Consider the following 17,666-nt stretch of genomic DNA (forward strand, 5'->3'; position numbering starts at 1 on the left):
GGCTCAGTCCCCATCGGCGAAGGAGAAGCCGGAGCTGAGGCCGATCGCGCCGCCATATTGATCGTTCAAGCGGTAGATCAGGTCTTTGCCATTGAGCAGCAGATAATCCACCTTGGCGCGCTGATCGTCCTGATCCAGCGCCTTTTGCACATCCGTATTGATGGTCCCGGCAACGCGGATCATCGATTTGGCGATGAAATCGATGGAGTTGACGATGGAGCGCTGATCGGGCGGTACGAGTTCGACCATATCCGCCGTGTGCAGCAGGGTCTGAACCGCCTTGATATTGGTGGCAATGCTCTGCCATGTCAGGCCGGAGCGCCAATAAATGGCGGTGCGGGGAAATCTTGCCTTGTCCGGTCCCTTGTAGAAGGTTTCGATCCGCTGGTCGCGAATGGCTTCGGAGCCATGGACGAGAATGCCGAGCAGGGCGACCAGCGCCTCGCGCTCGTCACGAAAGACGGGGTTGTCCGCTCCGGGCTGCGTCCAGTTTTTCTGCGCGCCGTCAGGCGCATTCCAGCTGTCAGAAAGTTCCGTTGCCACATTGGCGATATTGCCGGCGATAGCAGCGCCATAGCGGCAGCGGAAATCACCCTTCCTGTCGAGCAACTCTTCCGCTCCGGTTCCGTAAAGCACGAACTCAAGAGCGCCGAGCCCCTGCGCCGCAACGCTCTTGCCGCTCAGGCCATCCGCACTCGTGACGCTTTCATCCTTTTCGGTGAGATAACGCTGCACCTGTTTCAGTCCGAGACCCTTCTTGTCGGGATAATAAAGCACGCGTTCGAAACGGTTCTTCTCGATGACGGGGCCGACACGCACGATCTCGATGGTCGACCAGCTTGAGACCGTATCGACAAAGGCAGCCTTGGCCGCCGCTGCGGTCGTTTCGGAGGGAGCGGTGCAGAAAGCTTTCATGCGGCCTTCCAGCGTCTCCGCCGACTGCCGGAAGCGGTCATAGCCGGGACGGATGAAGCCGTTCACCGCCTTTTCCATCACGCCCCGCACCTCAACCGGGTCGAGCGGCGGCGGCGGCATCAGCTCCACATCCTGCGCCTTTGCCGGCGGCGTGGTCAGAAGCAGCAGCACGGACATGACGCCGGAAATTTTTCGCATGGCATTTTTCATCAAAGGGACTCCAGAAAGGCCAGCAAAGCCTGCCGGTCGGATTTTTGCAAGGCGGCAAAGGCGTCGCGCGCTTTTTGCCCTTCGCCGCCGTGCCACAATATCGCTTCCGTCAGGCTGCGCGCCCGCCCGTCATGCAGGTAAAAACCGTTGCCATTGACCTTTTGCGTCAGGCCTATGCCCCAGAGCGGCTGGGTTCGCCACTGCCGTCCGCTGGCTTCGCCCACCTGCTGGCCATCGGCAAGTCCTTCGCCCATGTCATGCAGCAGAAAATCGGAATAGGGCCAGATCAGCTGGAAAGCATGCATTGGGTCGGCGGTGTCGCGGCGTGTGACGAATTTCGGGGTGTGGCAGGCCGTACAGCCGGAGGCGTAGAAAAGCTGCTTTCCCCGCAGAACCGTCGGATCATCGACGTTGCGGCGGCGCGGCACGGCGAGGTTTTCGGTGTAGAAGGTCACGAGATCGAGAACCGGATCGGGCGCCTCCACCGGCCCGAGCCGGGGCTGCACACCGGTCGGCATGGCAAGACAGTCCTTCTGGACGTCCGTGCAGTCGCCATAGGCATTCGGCGCATCCGGTGAGGAAATGCCGATATCGTGGGAGAAGGCGCTGGCGCTCTGGTCTCGCACGCTCGCATTCTGAGCTTTCCAGCCAAACCGCCCGAGTTTCACCTCGCCGGTGCGATGGTCTTTGACCCATGCGGGACGCCCGGCAACGCCGTCGCCATCATTGTCGTCCGGGTCGGCCTGGGCCAAAATATCGGCCTCGGCAATGGCCTCGATCAGGCCAAGACCGAGGGTGGGCATGGCAATGCGCGCCGAAAGCGTCGTGTCGGCGCCAAGCGGACCATATTGCAGGTTCTCCACGGCATAGCTGGGCTTGCGCAGCATCACCACCTCACCATCCGCCAGCTGAACCGGCTCTTCCGTATAGGTGATGACCGGCTTGCCTTCGGCGGCGAGGCCGGGAATGGCCAGGTTTTGAAGCTGCCGGCCATAGGTCTCATCGGGAAAATTTAAGGTCTGGTGGCTGGCAATGGCCTGTCGTTCGGCTTCATTGCGCGCCGGTCGCGCCAGCCGCAGAAACAGCGAGACGGCGTCTTCTCCGGCAAGAGGCGGTCGACCCCTGCCATCCTTCACATGGCAGGTCTGGCAGGATCGGGCGTTAAACAGCGGTCCGAGCCCGTCCGAGGCCTGTGTGGAGGACGGAGAGGAGACCCAGAGCTTCTGGAACAGTGCGTTGCCGAGCTTGAAATCCTGCTTCCGTTCGAGCGGCATGGTGGCGGAAGGATGGGAGAACGCGCTGCTGTCGGCCTTGCTGGTGCTGGTCGTCGCTCCACCGGACATGGCTTCGAAAGCTTCCGGCCCGGTAAAATCTGCCGTTGGCGCAGTCACGGCCAGCACGCGGCTTCGATCTTTCTCCGTCAGATCGTTGCGCAGCGGTTCGGCAAGCGCCATCGACGCCACAAGGCAGGCTGCCCCGGCGAAGAAGAATGGCTTGCGGATCGGCGGCAGCAAAAATTGCATGACAATAAGGGCGGGTGAAAAGTGACGGGCCGCAGCGACCTGCGACCCGTTTTACCGCTTATTTGAAGACGGCGTTCGGATTGTCGAGGCTGTCGGAGCCTTCAAGCTCGATCTTGCCGAGATCGAGCGCCGCGATGACGCGTTCGACAGTCTTCGTCTGGTCGAGAAGGCCGTCGATGGCCGTCTGAACCACTGCGTTGCCTTCCTTGTTGCCTTCGCCAATCATCTGGTCATAGGCCTCGACGGTCTGCGCGCGCTTTTCCATGGCATGCATGGCGTCGAGCGTCTTGTTCAGCTTCGCCAGCATCTCGTCGTTCAGCGCCTTGTCCTTGGCGCCGACCAGTTCCGACAGCGAGGCGCCCGTCATCTTCGTTCCGTCCACGCGGGTATAGTCGCCGGTATAGGCCGAGGCGATGCCGATCGCGTCGTAAAGATGCGAATTGTAGGTGTTGTCGGAGAAGCAATCATGCTCCTCTTCCGGATCATGCAACAGAAGGCCGAGCTTCATGCGCTCACCCGCCAGCTCGCCATAGGAAAGCGAACCCATGCCGGTGAGAATGGCGGTCAGGCCGGCTTTCGGATCGGCTTCCACCGTTTTCGTGGCTTCGCCTTCCGGCGCCCAGGCATCCACCATCTCCTGAAGATCCTTGATCAGCAGGGTCGAGGCGGATTTCAGGTAATCGGCCCGGCGGTCGCAATTACCGTTCGTGCATTTCGCCTTGTCGTAATCGGTGTAGGGGCGGTTGCCTGCGCCCGGTCCGGTGCCGTTCAGATCCTGGCCCCAGAGCAGGAATTCGATGGCGTGGTAACCGGTCGTCACATTGGCTTCGACATCGCCCGCCTCGTGCAGGCTTTCGATCAGTTCCGGGGTAATCTTGGAGGCGTCGACCTCTTCACCGCTGATCTTGATCTTCGGATTGGCGATGATGTTGGCAACGTAAAGCTCGTTCTCGTCGCTTTCCGTGCCATAAGAACCGTCGACATAGTCGATCAGGCCTTCATCCAGCGGCCAGGCATTCACCTTGCCTTCCCAATCGTCGACGATCGGGTTGCCGAAACGATAGACTTCCGACTGCTGATAGGGAACGCGGGCCTTGATCCATGCTTCCCGGGCGGCCTTCAGGGTTTCTTCGCTCGGCGTTGCGATCAGCGCATCGATGGCCTTGTCCAGCGCCTTCGCCGTGGTCAGCGAATCCCCATACTTCGCATGCGCGACATCGGCATAATGCTTGACGACGGCGGCCGCGTCGGTGGCGGCCCGGGCGGGAAGCGCGGTGAAAGCCGCAGATGCGGCAAGAAGCGCAAAAGAAGCGCTGAGAATGGTTTTGCGGATCATGATCCCTCTCCTTCGGCAGGCGTGAAATGACTTCGCGCCGCGGCAAGCGAGTTCTGACCCAATCACAAACTTGTGTCAAACATTCTAGTTTAGAATGCTTTGAAACAAGACCTGGTGTTGTTTTCCAAGTAAAATCAGTGCTTGCAAAGACGGTGTTATGCTTTGCGTTTCATCAAGCAGAAGAAGAAGCCATCCGTATCTGTGGTTGCAGGCGTCAGCGTCACTGTCTTGCCGTCGGAAGAATGCGGTTTATTCGCGTTGCCGCCGAAAGTCGTCTGCCAGCGTTCCAGTGCGGAGCCTATGGAAAATTCCGGATTTTCCGCGCAGAAACGCCTTACCTGCTGTTCGTTTTCTTCGGGAAGTACGGAACAGGTGACATAAAGCAGCTCTCCGCCCGGGCGTACGAACCCCTTGGCCTGCGAAAGCGCCTCGCCCTGCTGCTGCACGCGCTCTTCCAGATTGCGGGCCGTCAGCCGCCATTTGGTGTCGGGCCGGCGACGCCATGTCCCGGTGCCGGTGCAGGGCGCGTCCACCAGAACGCGGTCGAATTTTTCCTGGAACGGCGCAAGGCCGGAGGCGCGGTCGTGCACCTGCACATTGCGCGTGCCGGCCCGCTTCAGCCGTTCGATGATCGGCGCAAGGCGCTTGCGGTCGGCGTCAAAGGCGTGGACCTGACCCTTGTTGTTCATGCTGGCCGCCATGGCCAGCGTCTTGCCGCCGCCGCCGGCGCAATAATCGAGGATCTGTTCGCCTTCATGCGCGCCGGCAAGATCGGCAACAATCTGCGAGCCTTCGTCCTGTACCTCGAACCAGCCCTTCTGGAAGGAAAGTTCGGCGGTAACGTTCGGCAGGCGGGAAGGACCTTCGCCGGCGGGAATGCGCACGCCCTGTCGGGCGATATGCGTGGCTTCCGCGCCGCTTTCCTCCAGAGCCTTCAGCACCTTGTCACGCGTCGCTTTCAAGGTGTTGGCGCGCAGATCAAGCGTGGGCCGCTCGTTCAGGGCCTGCGCCTCGGCGAGCCAGCGATCGCCAAAGGCGGTTTCGAAGGAGGATTGCACCCACTCGGGTATGTCGCCCTGAATATGGGCCGGTGCATCGCTGAGGGAACGGGACAGAAAGGCCTGCTGCCTTTGTTCATCCGGTGCGGCGGGGGCGAATTTGTCGCCGTCGAATTCCGCCGAAAGGTCCGAAAAGCTCTTTCCCCATTGGCGCAGCAGCACGGCATAACCCAGCGAGGCAGCGCTGTCGTCATCCATCAGCCAGGCGTGCGACAGTTTCATGCGCAGCGCGTCATAGACGATGTTGCCGATTGCAGCCCTGTCGCCGGAACCGGCGAAACGATGGGCAAGGCCCCAATCTTTCAGAGCATCGGCGACGGGACGCCTGCGTCCCTCAATATCCGCCAATACTTCGATTGCTCCGGCCAAACGCCCGCCTAAACGCATTGTCTACCTCGTTCTTGTGCTAAGCCCGGTTGGTAGACGCGAATGGCGGCGAGGGCAAGGCTCAATCGGCCTTGACGACCTCGTAGCAGACCTTGGCGGTGCCGGAGTTGATCATGCCGATGTTCTTGGCGGCTGCCTTGGAAAGATCGAGAACGCGGCCCTTGATGAACGGCCCACGGTCATTGATGCGCACCACAACGGCCTTGCCATTGCGCGCATTGGTCACCTTGACCTTGGTGCCGAACCGCAGCGAGCGGTGGGCGGCGGTCAGGTTGGCGGCGTTCATGCGCTCGCCCGAAGCAGTCTTGGAGGTCAACGCATACCACGATGCGCCTCCACAACCATTTGCCGCATTCGCCTGAAGAGGCGCAATGATGGAACAGGCGGCGATAGTTGCAGCGGTGAAAGTTATACGACGGATATTCAACAAACTGTGCTTCCCTGAAAATCGGCCCCGCGCCGATTGATTGTGCCCTTGCTAAACGGCCACGAACTGGCCTGAACGCCTTTTGATGCGAGATTGTAGGGCGAGGGAAAAATGGCGAAAAAAAGCTGACCTCAAATCACGAACTGTTACAGTCTGTAATATTCGTGATCGTTAGCCGGAAAGCTGTCGGCAGGGCGTCCCGGCCAAAAGCTGGAAAAAATAACGCAGAATCAATGGATAACGGAAATGCTGTTGCGGGTCACGGCTTCGTGAATCCAGTTCACGAAATGTGAGTGAAATATTTTTCTAATGACTACGATTTTAGTGATTTTTGGATGGTTAATAAAATCCTAATTGGCTGAAATAAGACGAAAACCATCCGCAAAAGCGGGATTGGAAGGATTTTTCATCGCTTTTCAGGGTGGGATTTTTCAGCCTCGCCAGAGGCCGTTTTCCCACAATTGTCTCAGGGAGAACCTGTACTCTGGAAAGCGGAAATCGAAGCCGAGATTGCGTATTCTGGCGTTGGAAACGCGCTTGTTCTCGCCATAAAAAGAGCGCGCCATCGGCGTCAGATCGGCGGTCTCGAAGGCCTGCTCGGGTGGCGGTTCCACACCCATCAGCGCTGCTGCAAAGCTCACCACATCCTGCGGCGGGCAGGGTTCGTCGTCGGTCACGTTGAAGATGCCGCGTTCGTTTTTCCGTGCCAGAAAGGCAAGTGCGGCACCGATATCCTCGACCCGGATGCGATTGAAAACCTGGTCTTTCTTGACCAGCCTCCGCGCCGTTCCCTTCTCGAAATTCATGAAGGCATTGCGTCCGGGGCCATAAATTCCGGAAAGGCGCAGGATGGAAAGCGGCACATCCGCCTTTTCCGCTGCCGCAGTCCAGGCGGTTTCCGCAGCCACCCGTTCCACGGATCGCGCGGAAACCGGGCGGCACGGTGTTGTCTCGTCCACCCAGGCGCCGCCATGGTCACCATAAACGCCGACGGTGGAAAGATAAGCGACCCATTTCAGATTGGGCATGAGCTTTTTCAGATCGCCGCCCAGAAGCGCAAGCAGCGGATCGCCATCCTTGCCCGGCGCGACGGATTGTACGAGATGCGTGACATTGCCCATTGCGGCGACGAGCGCGTCACTGAGCTGAACGCCGTCAAAGAGGAAGGGCGTCATGCCTGCGGCGGTGAGGTTTGGAAACTTGTCCTGGCTGCGTGTGGTGCCGGAAACGCTCGCTGCTTCGGTTTTCAGCGCGTTAGCGATGGCTTTCCCCGAATATCCCGCGCCGAAAATCATCACATGCATGCGTCACGCCTCTGCCAGTTGCCATTCCATTTCCGCCTCCGGATCAGGCTCCGGCGCGCGACCGGCAGAGTATGTACGGAATTCGTCCCTGTCCATAAGCCGTGACAAAGCCCACGCGGCCATGCCGCGTACTTCGGGCGAAGGGTCGGTTTCGGCAAGCGCCTTGCATCGTTCCACGAATTGCCGGTCGGCCGAGTTGCCCGCCGCGATCAGCACATTGCGGATGAAGCGATTGCGGCCGATGCGCTTGACGGGTGAGCCGCTGAAGAAACCGCGAAAGGCTGCGTCATCGAGCGTGAGCAGGAAGGCGATGGAGGGTTCCTTCAGATCCTCGCGCGCCTGCAATTTCATCTCGGAGGCGCTCGCTGCAAACTTGTTCCACGGACAGGCGGCAAGACAGTCGTCGCAGCCATAGATGCGATTGCCGATCATCGGCCGGAATTCGTGCGGGATCGGCCCCTTGTGCTCGATGGTGAGATAGGAGATGCAGCGGCGCGCATCCAATTGATAGGGCGCGGGGAAAGCGGCCGTCGGACAGGCATCGAGACAGGCGCGGCAGGAGCCACAATGGTCCCTCTCAGCCTCGTCAAGACAGAGTTCGGCCGTGGTGAACATGCTACCGAGAAACAGCCACGAACCATGGGTGCGGCTGACGAGATTGGTATGCTTGCCCTGCCAGCCGAGACCGGCGGCGGCGGCAAGCGGTTTTTCCATTACGGGTGCGGTATCGACAAAGACTTTCACATCCTCGCCGGCACGCGCGGCAAAACGGGTGGCGATTTCCTTCAACCGCCCCTTGATGATGTCGTGATAATCGCGATTGCGGGCATAGACCGAAATGGCCGCCTTGTCGGGTTTGGAAAGCAGGCCGCGTGGGTCTTCCTCGGGACCGTAGTTCAGCCCGAACATGACGATGGAGCGCACGTCTCCCCAGAGCGTTTTCGGCTCTGCCCGGCGGGCCTCGGTTTCTTCCATCCACGCCATCGTACCGTGATAGCCCTTGTCGAGAAACTGTCTCAGCCGTTCGGGTGCGAGCGGAATGCTGTCCGGCGCGGTGATGCGACACAGATCGAAGCCAAGCGAAAACGCTTCCTGACGAACGAAGTCCGTCAGTTTACGCGCGCGTATTCGCTGCTTTTCGCTCGCGACGTCGATGGTCGTCTCTCCTGCGGGTTATTCTGCGGCATATATAATGCATGTCGCCCGAAAGTGTGCAGCGGTTTCGGGACAACGACATGCTTTAGATACAGCCGCAGGCCACAGCAAATAACCGGAAGGCCAGACCTCAGAAGTCCAGATCGGCGTAGTGGGAGGAAGGGGCAAGGCGCGGAATGCGTTCGCTGAGGAACGGCCGGAAGGAAGGACGGGATTTCACCCGCTGATACCATTCCTTGGCAATCGGCGCTTCGAGCCAGTTGATCTCACCGAGATAGTCCAGCACCGAGACCGCGGCAGCAGCGGCAAGATCGGCATAGCTCAACCGGTCGCCGGCAAGCCAGGTGCGTGAGCCAGCCAGCCATTCCAGATATTTGATGTGCTGGCGAATGTTGTTGCGGGCCGTGCGCAGCAGCTTGGAATCCGGCGGTCCGCCACCCTGCGCCGCCGTCATCTGCAATTTATAGACCCTTTCCCGCACCAGCGGCCGGGTCACGTCGTTTTCCATCTTCTGCAGAAACCATTCCGTCAGCCGGCGGATTTCCGCACGCTGAAACGGGTCTTCGGCGAGAAGCCGACGGTCGCGCTTCAGAACCCCATGCGTTTCGTCAAGAAATTCCGCAAGCACATAGGGCCCGCTCAGCGAGCGCATATTGTCATCCAGATAGACCGGCAGGGTGCCGGCCGGATTGAGCGCCAGAAACTCCCGCCGTCTTTCCCACGGCTGCTCCTCCACGAGATCGGTCTGGAACCCGTATTCCGCGAGGATCAGACGAACGAACCGGGATGCGGTCGACATCGGAGAGTGATAGAGAGTTGGCATCGGTACTCAATTTTTACGATTGGTTGTCATGATCGGCATTTGCCGAAAAACTTTTTCAGTTTCGCTTCATCAAGACGCTATAAGAGCTTGGCTACTTTAAAACAAGTTTAACGCAATTGCCTTCCATTGCCACTTTCCCCCTGAAAAGAAGGATACCTCATGGGTGACCAATCGATCATCAGCGCGCTTCTGCTGGGCATTATCGAGGGTCTGACGGAGTTCATACCCGTTTCCTCCACGGCGCATGTGCTGCTGGCCGGGCATTTCCTCGGCTTCAAATCACCCGGCAACACCTTTGCCGTTCTCATTCAGCTCGGCGCGATCCTTGCGATCCTTCTTGTTTATTTTCAAAAGCTTGTGTCGATTGCGCTCGCTCTGCCGACAAGCGCGAAAGCGCGCCGTTTCGTGCTGGCCGTCGCTCTCGCTTTCCTGCCGGCGGCGATAATCGGCGCTTTGGCGCATGACTTCATCAAGACCGTGCTGTTTGAAACGCCGATGCTCATCTGCGTGGTGCTGATCATCGGCGGCGTCATTCTGCTCGGCGTCGACCGCATGCCGCTGAAGCCGAAATATACCGACATCATGGATTATCCGCCGTCGCTTGCCTTCAAGATCGGCCTCTTCCAATGCCTTGCGATGATTCCCGGCACGTCGCGGTCCGGCGCCACAATCGTCGGGTCGCTGCTGATGGGAACGGACAAGCGCTCCGCCGCCGAATTTTCGTTCTTCCTGGCGATGCCGACCATGCTCGGTGCTTTCACGCTCGATCTTTACAAGAACCGCGATGCGCTGAGCTTCGATGACGGTGCGCTGATCGCCGTCGGTTTCATCGCCGCTTTCGTCTCCGGCCTCTTCGTTGTTCGCTCCCTGCTGGATTTCGTGTCACGGCGGGGCTTTGCACCCTTCGCCTGGTGGCGCATCGCCATCGGTTCGCTGGGACTGGTGGCACTTCTGGTTCTGGGTTGAACCAGGGGCGGGAATAATCTCCGTTCGTGACGAACGAACAGAAAAAGAAAAAGCGCCCCGGAGAACCGGCGGCGCTTTTTCTTTGAAACTTTTAAAGGCCGATCAGTTGGTGCTGATCGAAGCCGTTGCGCAGGGGTCGACGCCATAGGCGGGAGCGCAACCGCTCTTACCCGCTGCAACCGTTCCCGGCGCCATGAAAGAACCCGCCAGAACCACCAAAGCCGCACACGCAAAAAAGAGTGCGATAGATCTGCCCATTTTATGATTGCCTTTCAGACGTTCGTTTGCGCGGATCATGCCGCCGTGTGTGAATTGAGTGGTCGGGATATGTTTGGAATGTGGCGAATATCAATAAAGCAGCTTGTTGAATACCGGGTTAATACGAAGTCTTTTCCACAGTTGCGCTTGTGCCACGCTTGCCTGTGGAGGCCGGACCACGGTTAACTTTTACCCGGCTTTGCAAAGCAGCCCTGGTTCATTCAACACCTCCCCTGCAGTTGAGGGGAAAATGCACGAATAGCGGTTTGGTTGCGATTGAATTGCGCAAAAACAAAAAGCGGGAATGGCTCCCGCTTTGTTGTGTTCGATGAGGCTGAAGATGGGCTTCAGGCCGCTTTTCCGGCATTTGAGAACTGGCCGTGCGGGCGGTATTGCACCATGTAGGAAGGCAGAATGGACGCAACGCGAACGGGAGTGATGCCAATGCCTTCCAGCGTCAGGCCGTTCTTTTCGGCGTCAGTGGAAACGACATTGTCCTTTTTCAGCATGGTCACCTGATCGGGCGTCAGCGGCGGCGCAATCAGCGGCACCATTGAAGCGATCTTGCCAATCATCGACGCGACGCCGAAGGGCAGGTTGACGAAGGGACGCTCCCGGTAGGTCGCGGCAAGAACCGCCTCGAGACAGTCACGGAATGTCATGACATCCTGACCGCCGAGTTCATAGATCGCGCCGGGTTTCAGCTTGCCATCGACGCCAAGGGCGACGGCTTCCGCGACATCCTCGACATAGACCGGCTGGAACCTGGTTTTCCCGCCACCGATCAGCGGCAGGAACGGCATGCTGCGGGCCATTTTTGCGAACTTGTTGAAGAAATCGTCTTCCGGTCCAAAAATGATCGACGGGCGCAAGATCACGGCGCCAGGCAGGATGGAATGGATGGCGGCCTCGGCGCGGCCCTTCGTGCGGCCATAACCGGTCGGCGAACCGGCATCCGCGCCGATGGCGGAGATATGCGTCAGCGTGGCGCCGGCATCGCGGGCCGCCTCGGCAATGGCTTTCGCGCCGAATTCCTGTACGGCGTCAAAGGTGTTGCGGCCGCTTTCGGTCAGGATGCCGACGCAATTGACCACATGGTCGGCGTCTTCCACGGCTTTGACGATGGAATCGCGATAACGCAGGTTCGCCTGGGCGAAGGAAATCTGGCCGACATTGCCGAGCGGCTGCAGGAAACCGGCGAGATCCGGGCGGCGAACGGCGACGCGGATGCGGTAACCGCGCTTCGCAAGTATCCGCACGACATGCCGCCCGACAAAACCCGAACCGCCGAAAACGGTGACGAGGGGTGGAAGGTTGGCCAAGGTCATGGGAGGCTCCTCAGAAGCTGTCGATAAAGCGTTTTTCAGTCTCTTAGCCCAAAGCCGCGCGCGCGTGAAGAGATGTTGTCGCGAGGCTGGAAGACGGTTTGGGAAATGCGGTTGACGGACGTCAAATTCCTTCGACGATCATCATCTCCGCATCCGCGACTTCCTGGCGGATTTTGGCCGCGGCCTGATATTCGGGAGAATTATAGCAGTCGATGGCGTGCTGCACCGACGGGAACTCGATGATGACGTTGCGCGCACGCGCCTTGCCCTCCAGCTCGGTCAGCGCGCCGCCACGGGCCAGGAAATTGGCGCCGAACCGCTCGAAAGCGGGCTTAGCCGTCGTGACATAGTCCTTGTAACGCTCACTATCGCGCACATCGACGCGGGCGATCCAGTATCCCTTTGCCATTTCATCTCCTCCGATTGTCGTTACTGATTGGCCGGAAAGCTGGCGCGCAGCATGTCGTCAAGAATGGCGCGGGCCGCCGCTTTCGGGTCTTCCGCCCTGACGATCGGGCGGGCGACCACGAGATGGCTCGATCCGGCCTTGATGGCGTCGTAGGGCGTCATCACCCGCTTCTGATCGCCGAGATCCGCGCCGGCCGGGCGAATGCCGGGGGTGACGACGGCAAGGTCCGGGCCGAGGATTTCGCGCACGGCGGTCGATTCTTCCGCCGAACAGACGATGCCGCCCATGCCAGCCTCGCGTGCCTGCTCCGCCCGGCGCAGGACCAGCGAACGGGCGTCAGAGGCATAACCCGCCTCGGCGAGATCGACGTCGTCCATCGACGTCAGCACGGTGACGCCCAGCAGGCAGAGACCGGAGCCTTCGGCGGCCTTGACGGCGGCGCGCATCGCTTTGGGATAGGCATGCAGCGTCAGCATCGACATGCCCATGCGGGCGATGTTTTCGACACCGGAGGCGACGGTATTGTCGATATCGAGCAGTTTCATGTCGAGAAAGACCTTCTTGCCGCTCTGGACAAGGTCGCGCGCGAATTCGAGACCGCCGGCAAAGACCAGCTGATAACCGATCTTGTAGAACAGAACCTCGTCGCCGATTTTCGACACGATGTCTTCGGCTTGCTGCACAGTCGGAACATCCAGCCCGACGATGAGTTTTTCGCGCGCGGTCATTGTCTTATCCCTGCCATGTTTCCATTGCCGTCCAGTCGCATGTGGGGGACGCGGCTGCAAGTGAAAAGTCGGCGATGGAGAAGCGAAAGAGATTGCCGCCGCCGGACGGCTGGTCCTTGCTGCGGCTGATGCCGCGGCCTTCGATATGGCATTTCAGAAGCGTACCTACGCCACCATGTCCGACAAAGGCGATTGGCTGCTGCGGGTCGTGCCGGCCGAGAACGGCTTCGACCGCCCCGACGATCCGCGCCTGCGCGTCGATTGCACGCTCCCAGCCGTGAAAGCTTTCCTCGGGATGGGCGAAGAACCAGTCCGCCGCCTTTTCGAATTCCGGCGGCGGCAGAAAACCGGTGGCGGACCGGTCGTTTTCATGCATCGCCTCGACGATGTCCATTTCCGCCCCGGAGGTTTCAGCCAGGATGCGGGCGGTTTCGATCGCCTTGGTCTCGGCGCTGGAAACGATGCGGCGTAATGACCGCGCCCAGGGCAGGCGGCTTGCCTCGCGCGTCCGCTCGGCACCCCTGTCCGAAAGCCCCCATTCGGGAACGGGAACAGCCGGATCGATCTTGACCTGGGGATGGGTGATGTAGAGCGCATGCATGGCAATCGGTCCTCAAGGACGATGGAAAGGGCAAATCGACACCCTAACCATTCGTCACGACCGGGAAATGACGAGTTCCCGCCCTCTGTCGAAGATCAGGCCCGCGTATAGGTCCACAATTGCGCCGGCGGAATATTGCGCACGATGAAATCGAAATGACGGATGTGGTAGAGATGCGGCTGCGCGACGATGGGGGAAATCGGACCGTAGGATATCTGCACGACGGGGCGGCCATGAGGCACGCGCTTCAGCAATTCATCGAGAAGCTTGATACGGGCGGCCATGGGGAAATTCAGCATCGGCACGGCGGAAACGACGCTGTCGAACATCTGGCCCGTGTGTTCGCCAAGCGTCGCATCGAGATCGAAGGCGTCGCCATTGACGAAATTGACGCCCGGATAGCTCCTGAGGAGCTGATTGTAGAAATCGGTCGAATATTCGATGGCGGTCAGGTTCTCCGGCTTGATGCCGCGCGCCAGAATGGCCTTGGTGATGACACCGGTGCCCGGGCCGAGTTCGAGAACCGGCAGGCCGGAATGGGGATTGATGACACTGGCCATTTTTTTCGCCGTGATGGACGATGTCGGTACAATGGCCCCGACTTTTTTCGGTTGGCTGACCATGCCTTTGAAAAAGCGAATTTCTTCTTCAAATTTCTGTTCAAGCCGTTGCTTCAGGTTAAGTGCCATAGTTCCCTCAGATGCTTTTGGTCATTGTCAAAAAACTGTTACGCAATGTTGATCCCATTTGGCGCAAAAACAAGGCAAAATGTCGTAACTGGAAAAATTCGCTTACGGTTTGAAAGACACCGTCGCCGAATCAAAAAAAGCCGGTGAAGCGTTCCACCGGCTTTTTTGATGAAACCTGCAAAAAAGTCCCGTTTCAAACGCGCATCGGCATCAGAACATAAAGCGCATCGTCGCCAGCGGTGTCGCGAACGAGCGTCGGCGAGCCGGCGTCGGCCAGCAGGAAAATCGCGTCGTCGCCGGAAAGCTGCGAGGTGATGTCGAGGAGATATTTGGCGTTGAAGCCGATTTCCATCGAATCATTGTCGTAACCGACAGCCACTTCTTCCGTAGCACTTCCCGAATCCGGGTTGTTGACGGTCAGCGTCAGCTGGCCGTTGGTGAGCGCGAGCTTCACGGCGCGGCCGCGCTCGGAAGAAATGGTCGAGACGCGGTCGACAGCCTGCGCGAAGGTCTGGCAATCGACGCGCATTTCCTTGTCGTTGCCGGTCGGGATCACGCGCTGATAATCCGGGAATGTGCCGTCGATCAGCTTCGAGGTCAGAACGACCGAACCGATGGTCAGGCGGATTTTCGCATCCGAGACTTCGGCGGTGACTTCCAGCTCGGGGTTGTCCATCAACTTCTGCAACTCGCCGACGGTCTTGCGCGGTATGATGATACCCGGCATGCCTTCGGAACCGGAAGGCGCATCCACATCGGCGCGCGCCAGGCGGTGGCCATCGGTCGCGACGGCGCGCAGCTTCAGGTCGCCATTGCTTTCGATGGTATGGAAGAAAATGCCGTTCAGGTAATAACGCGTTTCTTCGGTCGAGATCGCAAATTGCGTCCGGTCGATCAGCATCTTCAGATCGGTCGCCTTCAGTTTGAAGGTGTGGCTGAAGGTGCCGGCCGTGAGGTCGGGGAAGTCCCCTTCCGGCAGGCATTGCAGCGAGAATTTCGAACGGCCGGAGGCAACCGTCATCGAGGAGCCGTCCGGATTGGTGGCCAGAAGCACTTCGGAACCGTCCGGCAGCTTGCGCACGATTTCATAAAGCAGATGCGCCGGCACGGTGGTGGCGCCTGCCTGCTCCACCATGGCCGGTGTCGCTTCGGTGATTTCGAGATCGAGGTCGGTCGCCTTCATGTCCAGATTGGCGCCGGATGCGCGCAGCAGGACGTTGGACAGGATCGGGATCGTGTTGCGACGCTCGACGACCCGGTGGACGTGGTTCAGCGATTTCAGAAGGTTCGACCGCTCAAGAGTAATACGCATGGACGCTACCGCTTTCAACCGTTGCGAACCGGCCACCGCCGGATCGGCAAGAAGAGTCTTCACCGGCCAGAAAGCCGGACAATGTGGACGGGCAAAATGGCAGAGTTATTGCAGGAAATGCAAGAGCCGAGTGCATCTGCCACGGGTCATTTTGCTGCTATACAGCATGATCCACAGGCTGGGGGCGTCCGTGGACCTTGTTCGCCGGTTTTCTATTGCCCATAAAGAGAGGAAACCAGAGCGACCGGCCGCGAATAATCGGCCAGAATGATTGGAAGCCGTGTGACGGAAGAAATATCGAACAGCGACTTGAGAGATGCAACAAAGAGCTTCAGGATCGGCACGGCCACCATTCCGGCCCGGCCGCTGGAGCCTGCGCTTTATCTCGTGGCCACGCCCATCGGCAATCTTGGCGATATCACCATCCGCGCGCTGGAAACGCTGGCCTCGGCCGATGTTCTCGCCTGCGAGGATACCCGCGTCACCCGCATCCTGCTCGAACGTTACGGCATCCGCACCCGCCCGCTCGCATATCATGAGCACAACGCAAACGAAGCGGGGCCGAAGCTCATTGCGGCGCTTGAGGCGGGAAAATCCGTGGCGCTGGTCTCGGATGCCGGAACGCCGCTCGTTTCCGATCCCGGTTACCGCCTCGGCCAGCTCGCGCTCGAGGCCGGGCATCGTGTCGTGCCGGTGCCGGGGGCATCCGCGCCGCTCGCCGCCCTCGTGGGTTCGGGAATGCCGAGCGATGCTTTCCTGTTTGCGGGCTTCCTGCCGGTGAAGGATCGGGGCAAGCGCGACCGTTTTGCCGAACTCGCAAAAATCCCGGCCACCTTGATCTTCTTTGAATCGCCGCATCGCATTGGCGCTTCCGTCAAGGTCGCGTCCGAAGTGCTCGGCCACGACCGCCGCGCCGTGGTCTGCCGCGAGCTGACCAAGACCTTCGAGGAGTTCCGGCGCGGCACGCTTGGCGGGCTTGCGGATTATTACGGTGGTGACCGTGTGGTGAAGGGTGAGATCGTGCTTCTGGTGGAGCCGCCCTCTTATGACGAGATTCCCGATATCGAGGATGTCGAGAAGCTGCTGAAGGACCTCGTCGCCACCATGCCCGCCGCCAAGGCGGCAGGCGAAGCCGCCAAGCTGACGGGCCTGCCGCGCAAGGAGCTTTATCAAAGGCTGCTGGATATGAAGGAAACGGATGGCCGCTGACGGGCGAAGCAATAACAGGCGCAAGGCCGAGCGACGCGGCCATGCCGCGGAATATTGGGCGGCACTTTATCTGCTGCTGAAGGGATATCGCATCCTCGCCATTCGTTATCGTACCCGGCTGGGGGAAATCGATCTCATCGCCCGCAAGAAGGACCTCGTCGCCATTGTCGAGGTCAAGGCGCGAACGTCCGGCGAAGGTGCCGTGGATGCCGTCGGTTTCCATTCGCAGCAACGCATTCGGGCGGCGGCCGATCTGTGGCTCGCCCGTCGCAAGGATGCCGCGCGCTTTTCGCTGCGTTTCGATATCATCGCCGTTTTGCCACGACGCCTGCCGCAGCATTTTATCGACGCCTTTTAAAGGGGAGGGAAACATGTCCACCGAGCGGGAAAAAATGGCCGCGGGCGAATGGTACAGCTGCATGGATGCCGAGCTGGATATATTGCGCTGGCGGGCACGAGGGGCCGTCCACCAGCACAATACGATGCCGCCGGATGAGCGCGGGGCAGTGGCCCCGTTGCTAAGGGCTCTGTTCGCTTCTGTTGGTGAAGGGGCATTTATCGAAGCGCCGTTTCATTGCGCTTACGGCTTCAACATCACACTTGGTAAAAATGTTTATCTCAATGCCGGCTGCACCATTCTGGATTCCGCGAAAGTTACGATAGCCGACGGCGCGATGCTCGGGCCTGCGGTGCAGATCTATTGTGCGGAACACCATCTGGACCCGGTGCCGCGAGCGCAAGGCATTGAAATCGCAAAGCCCGTGACGATCAGCCGTGATGTCTGGATCGGCGGCGGAGCGATCGTTCGGGCTGGCATCACTATTGGTGACGGCGCGATTGTCGGCGCCGGTTCGGTGGTGACGCGCAATGTGCCGCCGGGCGTGACGGTGGTCGGAAATCCGGCTCGGCCGATAAAGCGCATGACCGACTGAGATTTTCGTCAGTCGCTGTAATAAATCTGACATGGAACTGTCAAAGAGGCGTCATGGAACGTCTCTATTCGCATCCTCATCCCAATAAATGGTGGA

At 59.6% G+C, this 17,666-nt stretch carries 18 protein-coding genes; 4 read left to right on the top strand and 14 right to left on the bottom strand.

Features of this window, described 5'->3' with window-relative positions:
• Positions 1-3: 3 nt before the first annotated feature.
• The 8 genes from RAC79_RS00915 to RAC79_RS00950 form a co-directional block, all read right to left on the bottom strand.
• On the bottom strand, positions 4-1,125 hold the full coding sequence (locus tag RAC79_RS00915) for an imelysin family protein (protein WP_174038741.1): 1,122 nt from the start codon (positions 1,123-1,125) through the stop codon (positions 4-6).
• Entirely contained in the window at positions 1,125-2,648 is a 1,524-nt protein-coding gene (locus RAC79_RS00920; protein ID WP_174038742.1) for a di-heme oxidoredictase family protein, read from the bottom strand. Before RAC79_RS00920 ends, RAC79_RS00915 begins: the two co-directional genes overlap by 1 nt.
• A gap of 58 nt (positions 2,649-2,706) precedes the next feature.
• Complete coding sequence (locus tag RAC79_RS00925; RefSeq protein ID WP_174038743.1) at positions 2,707-3,984, bottom strand: imelysin family protein; 1,278 nt, start codon at positions 3,982-3,984, stop codon at positions 2,707-2,709.
• A 155-nt stretch (positions 3,985-4,139) separates the two neighbouring features.
• Positions 4,140-5,429, bottom strand: a complete 1,290-nt coding sequence (locus RAC79_RS00930) for an RsmB/NOP family class I SAM-dependent RNA methyltransferase (protein WP_174038744.1) — start codon at positions 5,427-5,429, stop codon at positions 4,140-4,142.
• A 61-nt stretch (positions 5,430-5,490) separates the two neighbouring features.
• Positions 5,491-5,859: a septal ring lytic transglycosylase RlpA family protein gene (locus RAC79_RS00935; RefSeq protein WP_059759243.1), complete on the bottom strand. Its 369-nt coding sequence runs from the start codon at positions 5,857-5,859 to the stop codon at positions 5,491-5,493.
• Between the two features lie 428 nt (positions 5,860-6,287).
• On the bottom strand, positions 6,288-7,160 hold the full coding sequence (locus RAC79_RS00940; RefSeq protein ID WP_174038745.1) for an SDR family oxidoreductase: 873 nt from the start codon (positions 7,158-7,160) through the stop codon (positions 6,288-6,290).
• Between the two features lie 3 nt (positions 7,161-7,163).
• Positions 7,164-8,315, bottom strand: coding sequence for a tRNA epoxyqueuosine(34) reductase QueG (queG, locus tag RAC79_RS00945; protein WP_174043896.1), 1,152 nt, complete (start codon positions 8,313-8,315; stop codon positions 7,164-7,166).
• Positions 8,316-8,445: 130 nt separating this feature from the next.
• Positions 8,446-9,138 carry a glutathione S-transferase family protein gene (locus RAC79_RS00950; protein WP_003520121.1) on the bottom strand — a complete coding sequence of 231 codons (693 nt, stop codon included), beginning with the start codon at positions 9,136-9,138 and terminating at the stop codon, positions 8,446-8,448.
• Between the two features lie 159 nt (positions 9,139-9,297).
• Here RAC79_RS00950 and RAC79_RS00955 point away from each other — a divergent pair, with 159 nt between their 5' ends.
• Positions 9,298-10,104 carry an undecaprenyl-diphosphate phosphatase gene (locus RAC79_RS00955; RefSeq protein ID WP_065654605.1) on the top strand — a complete coding sequence of 269 codons (807 nt, stop codon included), beginning with the start codon at positions 9,298-9,300 and terminating at the stop codon, positions 10,102-10,104.
• 605 nt (positions 10,105-10,709) lie between these two features.
• On the opposite strand, the gene RAC79_RS00960 is transcribed toward RAC79_RS00955, so the two are convergent.
• The 6 genes from RAC79_RS00960 to dnaN form a co-directional block, all read right to left on the bottom strand.
• Positions 10,710-11,690 carry a complex I NDUFA9 subunit family protein gene (locus RAC79_RS00960; RefSeq protein WP_065654604.1) on the bottom strand — a complete coding sequence of 327 codons (981 nt, stop codon included), beginning with the start codon at positions 11,688-11,690 and terminating at the stop codon, positions 10,710-10,712.
• 121 nt (positions 11,691-11,811) lie between these two features.
• Positions 11,812-12,099 (bottom strand): DUF1330 domain-containing protein, encoded by a 288-nt coding sequence (locus RAC79_RS00965; RefSeq protein WP_065654603.1) that lies wholly within the window; start codon positions 12,097-12,099, stop codon positions 11,812-11,814.
• 20 nt (positions 12,100-12,119) lie between these two features.
• Positions 12,120-12,827, bottom strand: a complete 708-nt coding sequence (gene pyrF / locus RAC79_RS00970) for an orotidine-5'-phosphate decarboxylase (RefSeq protein ID WP_003503850.1) — start codon at positions 12,825-12,827, stop codon at positions 12,120-12,122.
• A gap of 4 nt (positions 12,828-12,831) precedes the next feature.
• Positions 12,832-13,428: a histidine phosphatase family protein gene (locus tag RAC79_RS00975; protein WP_374996845.1), complete on the bottom strand. Its 597-nt coding sequence runs from the start codon at positions 13,426-13,428 to the stop codon at positions 12,832-12,834.
• Between the two features lie 95 nt (positions 13,429-13,523).
• Positions 13,524-14,117, bottom strand: a complete 594-nt coding sequence (gene pmtA, locus RAC79_RS00980; protein ID WP_080855846.1) for a phospholipid N-methyltransferase PmtA — start codon at positions 14,115-14,117, stop codon at positions 13,524-13,526.
• A 193-nt stretch (positions 14,118-14,310) separates the two neighbouring features.
• Positions 14,311-15,429 carry a DNA polymerase III subunit beta gene (gene dnaN / locus RAC79_RS00985; RefSeq protein ID WP_142844096.1) on the bottom strand — a complete coding sequence of 373 codons (1,119 nt, stop codon included), beginning with the start codon at positions 15,427-15,429 and terminating at the stop codon, positions 14,311-14,313.
• Positions 15,430-15,696: 267 nt separating this feature from the next.
• Here dnaN and rsmI point away from each other — a divergent pair, with 267 nt between their 5' ends.
• From rsmI to RAC79_RS01000, 3 genes are read left to right on the top strand one after another with little or no spacing between them, the layout of a single operon-like run.
• Positions 15,697-16,638 (top strand): 16S rRNA (cytidine(1402)-2'-O)-methyltransferase, encoded by a 942-nt coding sequence (rsmI, locus tag RAC79_RS00990; RefSeq protein ID WP_174038746.1) that lies wholly within the window; start codon positions 15,697-15,699, stop codon positions 16,636-16,638.
• On the top strand, positions 16,628-16,996 hold the full coding sequence (locus RAC79_RS00995) for a YraN family protein (protein ID WP_065654598.1): 369 nt from the start codon (positions 16,628-16,630) through the stop codon (positions 16,994-16,996). Before rsmI ends, RAC79_RS00995 begins: the two co-directional genes overlap by 11 nt.
• A gap of 13 nt (positions 16,997-17,009) precedes the next feature.
• A complete protein-coding gene (locus RAC79_RS01000) occupies positions 17,010-17,570 on the top strand; it encodes a sugar O-acetyltransferase (RefSeq protein WP_142844095.1) in 561 nt (186 codons plus the stop codon).
• The last annotated feature ends 96 nt before the right edge of the window (positions 17,571-17,666 follow it).

Origin of the sequence: Agrobacterium sp. LR_9, assembly GCF_041954855.1 — a bacterium.
GTDB classification, from domain to species: Bacteria; Pseudomonadota; Alphaproteobacteria; order Rhizobiales; family Rhizobiaceae; genus Agrobacterium; species Agrobacterium leguminum.